Source organism: Oceanobacillus profundus (genome assembly GCF_003515705.1).
Classification (GTDB): domain Bacteria; phylum Bacillota; class Bacilli; order Bacillales; family Amphibacillaceae; genus Oceanobacillus; species Oceanobacillus profundus.
This window is the reverse complement of the sequence record NZ_QWEH01000020.1, coordinates 70,040-77,153: the sequence shown is the minus strand read 5'-3', so window position 1 is coordinate 77,153 and position 7,114 is coordinate 70,040. Positions and strand designations below refer to the sequence as shown.

General features: G+C 39.8%; 5 protein-coding genes. 1 reads left to right on the top strand and 4 read right to left on the bottom strand.

Annotated elements, in window-relative coordinates:
* Positions 1 to 207: 207 nt before the first annotated feature.
* Both D1B32_RS20705 and D1B32_RS20700 read right to left on the bottom strand, forming a co-directional pair.
* Positions 208 to 1,641: a YfcC family protein gene (locus D1B32_RS20705; RefSeq protein ID WP_095313233.1), complete on the bottom strand. Its 1,434-nt coding sequence runs from the start codon at positions 1,639 to 1,641 to the stop codon at positions 208 to 210.
* Between the two features lie 119 nt (positions 1,642 to 1,760).
* Positions 1,761 to 2,912 carry a M20 family metallopeptidase gene (locus D1B32_RS20700; RefSeq protein ID WP_095313235.1) on the bottom strand — a complete coding sequence of 384 codons (1,152 nt, stop codon included), beginning with the start codon at positions 2,910 to 2,912 and terminating at the stop codon, positions 1,761 to 1,763.
* Between the two features lie 207 nt (positions 2,913 to 3,119).
* Between D1B32_RS20700 and solA the strand changes: the two genes are divergently transcribed.
* Positions 3,120 to 4,244, top strand: coding sequence for an N-methyl-L-tryptophan oxidase (gene solA / locus D1B32_RS20695; protein ID WP_095313236.1), 1,125 nt, complete (start codon positions 3,120 to 3,122; stop codon positions 4,242 to 4,244).
* 95 nt (positions 4,245 to 4,339) lie between these two features.
* On the opposite strand, the gene tcuA is transcribed toward solA, so the two are convergent.
* On the bottom strand, positions 4,340 to 5,854 hold the full coding sequence (tcuA, locus tag D1B32_RS20690) for an FAD-dependent tricarballylate dehydrogenase TcuA (RefSeq protein ID WP_095313238.1): 1,515 nt from the start codon (positions 5,852 to 5,854) through the stop codon (positions 4,340 to 4,342).
* A gap of 106 nt (positions 5,855 to 5,960) precedes the next feature.
* Positions 5,961 to 7,025 (bottom strand): isocitrate/isopropylmalate dehydrogenase family protein, encoded by a 1,065-nt coding sequence (locus D1B32_RS20685; protein WP_118890331.1) that lies wholly within the window; start codon positions 7,023 to 7,025, stop codon positions 5,961 to 5,963.
* Positions 7,026 to 7,114 lie beyond the last annotated feature (89 nt).

The window sequence follows — 7,114 nt, the reverse complement described above, 5'->3', positions numbered from 1 at the left end:
AAAATTATTGTCTGGTAACTTTAATTTTATCAAAAGGTGTCCTTTTTGTATGCATAAAAAGAGCGGTACTCACCAACTTATTGGCGAGTACCACTCTTTTTAATTACTGGGGTTTTGTCCCAGCCTCTTTTTTATTTTTATATCACTTTGCAAATTCTAAAATTCCACTCACTCTAAAAAATATATCTCACACTAACACACCAAACTCTAGATCGTCCAAACAAACAAATGCACAATCGTAATAATGATCGCCCCAACAATATAAGATAACACTATAACAGGCCAAACCCATTTAATCCACTTTATCCATGGTATTTTTGCCAATGCGAGCGATGCCATTAGAACACCAGATGTAGGAGTAATTGCATTCGAAATCCCGTCACCTAATTGAAATGCCAGTACAGCAGTTTGCCTGCTTACACCTGTTAAATCAGATAATGGAGTCATAATAGGCATTGTCAATGCAGCTTGCCCGCTACCTGATGGCACAAGGAAGTTTAAAAAGCTTTGCGTTGCATACATTCCCATCGCAGAAAATGTTGTTGGCAATTGACCAATTGCACCCGATAGACTATATAAAATCGTATCAATTGTATTACTTTCCTCTAGTACGACCAGGATACCGTAAGCCATTCCGACTACTAGTGCACCTACAACAAGTTCTCGGCAGCCGTCTACAAAGGATTCAGCAATCTGGTTCACCCTTAGCTTAGCAACAAAACCTGCGATAACGCCCATCAGCAGGAACAAGGAAGCGATTTCCATGATATACCAATCAAAATAAGTTACCCCAATCGCAAGTCCAATAATCGTTAAAAATAACAGACCAATAATAATCGCATGTCTAGGAGTTAACTGCATTATTATAGGGTCATGTTCAGCATCATCCATAGTCCTTCGCTTGTCAATCTCATACATCAAACTGGTTTCCGGGTTTTTCTTAACTTTTTTGGCATAAATCATGACAAATGCAATACTAAATGCGACAAAAATAAGCCAGATAATAAAACGAATTCCCATCCCGGAAAACAGCGGTATTTCTGCAATTCCCTGAGCCACACCAACCGTAAAAGGATTCATAAATGATGCTGTAAAGCCTGCACAGGATCCTACTATAACCATTCCCGCTCCGACAAGCGAATCGAATCCCATCTTGATTGCTAATGGAACTAATATTAAGATAAATGGAATTGTTTCTTCCGACATCCCAAATGTTCCACCGCCCAGTGCGAATAATAACATAACAACCGGTATGAGATAAATTTCCTTTCCGGCCATTTTTGCTGAAACATTCGCGAGTCCGGTTTCAATTGCTTTTGTAGCATTCAGAATCCCAAAAGCTCCACCAACAATAAAAATGAAAAAGATGATTTCAGCTCCATTAACCATCCCCTTATGCACAGCTTCTAAAATCCCAAAAGGGCTAGTCGGATTTGACTCAACCTGCTGATACGTTCCGTCCACTACAACTGTTCTTCCTGCATCATTTACCTCTCGTTCGTATTCACCAGCTGGAACGATATATGTAAATAAAGCGGTAATAATGATTAAGCCAAATAACAATGCGAATACATGGGGGAATTCAAATTTCCTTTTCTTTCTTTTCAGATTTCCTTCATTAGAAATCGTATCGTCATGCATTAAAAATCTCTCCTTCTGTATATGCTCACGTGTTGTATATAAAAAAATAACAGGCAGTGAATCGCTACAAACAGCTAAGAAGCGGCAATTCACTACCTGTAACCATGTAAAAACTGAACTTATCGTTTTTCAAATTCGGTTTTTATGGCGGATAGTAAATCTTGATCCGTCATAATGTCATAACCAGTTTGTGCTAAGGAAAGCACTGCATCAGCAATTGCTGTCTCGCCATCTTTCGTAATCGTTTGATCTGCAAACTCTTTCGTATGGAATACAAGTCCAGGCTTATTCATTCCAACAAATGGATGGATCGCTGGTACCACTTGACTTACATTTCCCATATCGGCCGAACCAGTTGCAGCTACAGCTGGATAGACAGGGTGCGGACTGTGCGCTTTTAAATTTTTAGTAAATACGTCCGATAATACATTATTTGTGACCATATTGTCATAGCTCAATTCATAATTTGATATTGCAACAGATGCACCTGTCATTAATGCTGCACCATCTGCAATATTTCTTACCTTTTGTACTACCTCATCTACAACCTTGCGCTCATTTGCGCGAATATAAAATTGAGCGACAGCTTTCTCCGGCACTACGTTTGCGGCCTGTCCCCCTTCCGTAATGATGCCATGCATTCGTACATCTGACGGAACATGCTCTCGTAATGCGTTGATTCCATTAAATAATTGAATAACAGCATCCAGCGCATTAATCCCTTCTTCAGGTGAAGCAGCTGCATGGGATGCTTTTCCAGTATAATCAAATTGCAGAGCATCCATTGCCAGCATCGGTCCACTTTCAGAAGAAACATCAGCTGGATGCACCATCATCGCCACATCAATATCATCAAAAGTTCCTTGCTCAGCCATTGGTACTTTCGCTCCATTTGTTTCCTCGGCAGGAGTTCCAAGAACAACGACCTTCCCGCCTATTTCTTGTACATGCTTACTAAGAACAACTCCAGCACCAACTGCCATCGTTGCGATTAAATTATGACCACAGCCATGGCCAATTCCAGGCAGCGCGTCATATTCTGCTAGAAACGCAACTGTTGGTCCTGGCTTTTTGCTGGAAAACTCTGCCCGAAAAGCTGTCGGACGATCTACAATGCCTGTTTCCACTTCGAAATTGTGGGAACGTAAATATTCAACCAGTAGCTTCATAGATTCAAATTCTTGATCTCCAAGCTCTGGATTTTCATACAATTGATTAGTAATTTTAATAAGTTTATCTTTTATATTTTCAAAATCTTTCACGAGTGACACACTATTGCCTCCAATTCAAAATACTTCCGTTTATGGATTATACCATAATATCTTAAAAAATGTTGCATAGCAAATGAATAATTATACTCATTTCTATTTATATAAGATGTTAATCCTTAACAATCAAACTAATTTTAGTAGATTTGGATTGAGCTACTTTGTATATTCGATTAAAATAATTGTATAAAAATTAAAGGAGCGCAAATCATGATCTACGATGTTGCAATAATCGGTGCTGGTTCTATGGGGATGGCAGCCGGATATTATCTTGCCAAGAATGGCAAAACAGTAGCTTTAATTGATTCCAATAATCCGCCTCATTCTAATGGGTCTCACCATGGCGAAACTCGAATTATTCGGCATGCTTATGGGGAAGGTGATAGCTATGTTCCTTTGGCATTACGTTCACAAGAATTATGGTATGAGCTTGAACAAGCTTCAAATCGAAAGCTTTTTCATCAAACAGGGGTATTAAATATTGGTTCTAAGGAATCTATTTTTTTACAAAATGTCATTCAATCTGTTGAAAAATATAAGTTATCTGCTGAGATATTAACCGCCCAAGAGATAAATAAAAGATGGCCCGGTTATCATCTGCCAGATTCTCTAATTGGTTGCTTCGAAACGAATTCAGGAGTTTTAATGAGTGAAGAAGCTATTATTGCCTACCGTGACCTTGCAATAAAACACGGTGCGAATCTATACACAAATAGTCAGGTACAGCATTTGAATGTAACGAACGATCTTACAACAATTGAGCTAGCTGATCAGCATATTGAAGCAAAACAGCTCATTATAACAGCTGGAAAGGGAACAAACCAGATTTTATCCTTACTCGGTTACGAGTTGCCATTGCAACCGGTGCGAAAAACATTCTCCTGGTTTGAGGCAAAGGAAGAAATATACCATTCGCATACATTCCCAGCTTGGTCCTATGATAATGCAATTGAAATCTACTACGGCTTTCCAAGTATTGACGGGGCTGGCATTAAAATTGGAAGACATGATGGAGGATACCCTGTCCAAACAAAAGAGACATTAAAAGCATTTGGTACATATCCGGAAGACAAGCAAGATGTCACACAATTTATCCACCAATATATGTCTGCTGACTTAAAGCACAAACAAGGAAAAGTATGCACCTATACAAACACACCAGATGGAAACTTCATAATCGATCGACTTCCAAACTATCAAAATGTCATAACTGCTTGCGGATTTTCAGGACATGGATTTAAGTTTAGCAGTGGTGTGGGAGAGCTGTTAAGCCAGATGGTTATTCATGGGAAGAGCTCATTGGATATAGGTTATTTTTCGTTGGATAGGTTTTAATACTTCAATTAGATTCCAGCCGATTATTAGCTAAACAAGGATTCCCAGCAATAGAATGCTGGGAATCCTTGTTTCTTCAAAGTGCCTCATATCTATTAATTTTCTTTATGAGTCGCCCCCACGGGCTCAAGCACATAATTCGCTGCAGACTCTCCCGCTAACTTGCCAAATACAGCACCAGACATTAATCCAGATCCTCCTGGATAGTTATGATAAAATAAGCCCCCTACTATCTCACCTGCTGCAAATAACCCTGGAATTGGTGATTGATTTTTATCTAGTGCTTCTCCTTTTTCATTAACATGAATCCCTCCAAATGTGAAGGTAATTCCACATGTTACCGGATAGGCATAAAATGGTGCCTGATTAAACGGAAGCGCCCAATTACTCTTTGATGGCGTAATGCCCTTCGTTCCCTTTCCATCTTTGATGGCTGGGTTATACTCCTCTTGTTGAACCGCTTGATTATATTCCTCTATCGTTTCTATGAATCTAGCTTTATCAATATTCAGTTTATCAGCAAGTTCTTCAATTGTGTTCGCCTTGATACACGTTGCTTCTTCTAAATTATATTCTGCTCGCAGCAAAGGACGAACCTGCGCATCAAACAATTGAAATGCTTTTTGTTCTGGCTGGCGCAGCGTCTCTTTTCCATACTTTGCGTACGTATAATTCCGAAAATCTGCTCCCTCATCCACGAAGCGTTCTCCTTTGATATTGACAATTAGTCCGAGTGGATAAGAAGATTTTTTATAAATATCTCCTGGTTTACCATAATCCCCGACTTGTGGAGCTTGAAAATCGGTCGTATGCGCATGGCAGCCTGACCAGTCTCCATATGGCTGCGCTCCAGCTTCTATCGCCATATCTAAACCATCACCTGTGTTGTATTCGCTCCCTCTTACCTTAGCCTTCTCCCATTCTCCCCCTAAATATTTGGCCCGTTTTTCTTTGTTTGCTTCAAAGCCTCCACATGCCAGCACAACTGATTTTGCAGGAATTTGCTTTTCCTCACCATTTTCCACCACGGTGATACCGCTTACCTTTTGGTTGGTTGTCTGTAACCCGATAGCTCTCGTATTATAGCGAATTTCTATACTTAAATCTTCAGCCTTATTAATAAGTGCTTCAATAAGCCCGATACCTTTGCGATTTGTTTTTACTGGGAGACCTCCCCAAAATTGCTGCACTCCATTATTGTTAAAGGATTGATTCTCGTTTAACTCAAATTGCACACCTTGGCTCTTCATCCACTGAATCGTATCGTACGACTTGTCAACAAGCTGTCGCGCTAAGTTAGGGTCGCTCTTTCCTTCCGTCACATTCATAATATCATTATAGTAATCTTCCGTATCATAATCTGGCATAACCGTATTTTGAAAGTCTTTGGGGGATAGTTGATTCAATATGGGCTCTAGTGCATCTTTGTTTTGATAGGCAAAACGAATAGCCCCATCTGTGAAAAAGGAATTTCCACCACGTTTTTCTTTTGGTCCACGTTCTAAAATAAGTACATTGGCACCATTCTCTTTTGCTGCGATTGCTGAGCAAAGTGCTGCATTTCCTGTTCCCACAACAATTACATCGTAAGCTTTGTTTTGGTTACTCATGCTTAATCCTCCCTAGTTAAATTTATCTTCTATGCTCAGTATAGGGCTGTTTTTAACATAAATAAAATACTGTTTTTTTAGCGTATTCAATAAATTTATTTTATAACTAGAGAATTCTATTTAAAACCTCAGCAGTGAACCCTTGGGTACCTTTATCTCCACCTAAATCTTTCGTTTTAATTCCATCCAATAGCGTTCGGTGCAAGCTTTCTTCAATCTTATTACCTACTATCTCTAACCTGCTGTCCCCAAACCTTTCACTCATCCATTCGAATAATAGAGCCGTAGATAGCATCATCCCAATTGGATTAGCAAGGTCTTTTCCAGCAATATCTGGTGCTGATCCGTGAGCTGCTTGTGCCATAGCGATCTCTTGATTTGTATTTATCGAAGGTGCAAGTCCCAAACTGCCAATCAACTCTCCCGTTAAATCGGACAGTATATCTCCGAACATATTCTCTGTAACGATAACATCAAAATCCTGAATTCGCCGAACCACATGTGCACACATTGCATCCACATGGTAATCGTCAACCTCGACCTCTGGATACTCCCTTGAGATTTCTTTACAAATATCTAAAAACATGCCCGACCCTATCCGAATGACATTTGCTTTATGCACGATTGTTACTTTCTTCTTACGCTGCATAGCTTTTTGAAAGGCTGCATGGGCTATCCGTTCAATGGCCTGTCTTGTAAAAACACCTGTTGTAATTGCAACATCCTTTGTAATCTGAAATTCTCCGACACCACGGTACATATTGCGATCAACATAGAATCCTTCTGTATTTTCCCGATAGATTACGAGATCTGCTCCCTCTACAACACCCTTGATACTTGGAATGCTTTTAGCCGGACGAATATTCGCATATAAATCAAAGTGATGGCGCAGCTCACCACTCGGATTACGGATCGATTTAAATTCTTCAGGATAAGAAGCTGAATCATGCGGTCCAAGCAGCCAAGCATGACAATTCTCCAACGCTTTTTTCGTTTCCTCTGGCAATGGATGGTTGGTTTCTGCTATGCCTTTCCAGCCAACTAAAAGTGGAACCCACTCCACTTTTACATCATGCTTTTCCATAATTGCTTCGACAAGCTTAATTGTTGCTTGGACAATCTCCGGTCCAATCCCGTCTCCTTCTAATACCCCAAGCTTATATAATGCCATACTTTCTTCTCCCCTTTTACATCAGCAGTTGCCTATACATTAATCAAAAATTACATTCGTGTCTAATACTTTTTTTCTCATCATTCCGA

What these genes read in the sequence shown, in the direction of transcription:
- D1B32_RS20705 (WP_095313233.1), bottom strand. Translation starts at nt 1,641, where the DNA reads ATGCATGACGATACGATTTCTAATGAAGGAAATCTGAAAAGAAAGAAA.
- solA (WP_095313236.1), top strand. Translation starts at nt 3,120, where the DNA reads ATGATCTACGATGTTGCAATAATCGGTGCTGGTTCTATGGGGATGGCA.
- tcuA (WP_095313238.1), bottom strand. Translation starts at nt 5,854, where the DNA reads ATGAGTAACCAAAACAAAGCTTACGATGTAATTGTTGTGGGAACAGGA.
- D1B32_RS20685 (WP_118890331.1), bottom strand. Translation starts at nt 7,025, where the DNA reads ATGGCATTATATAAGCTTGGGGTATTAGAAGGAGACGGGATTGGACCG.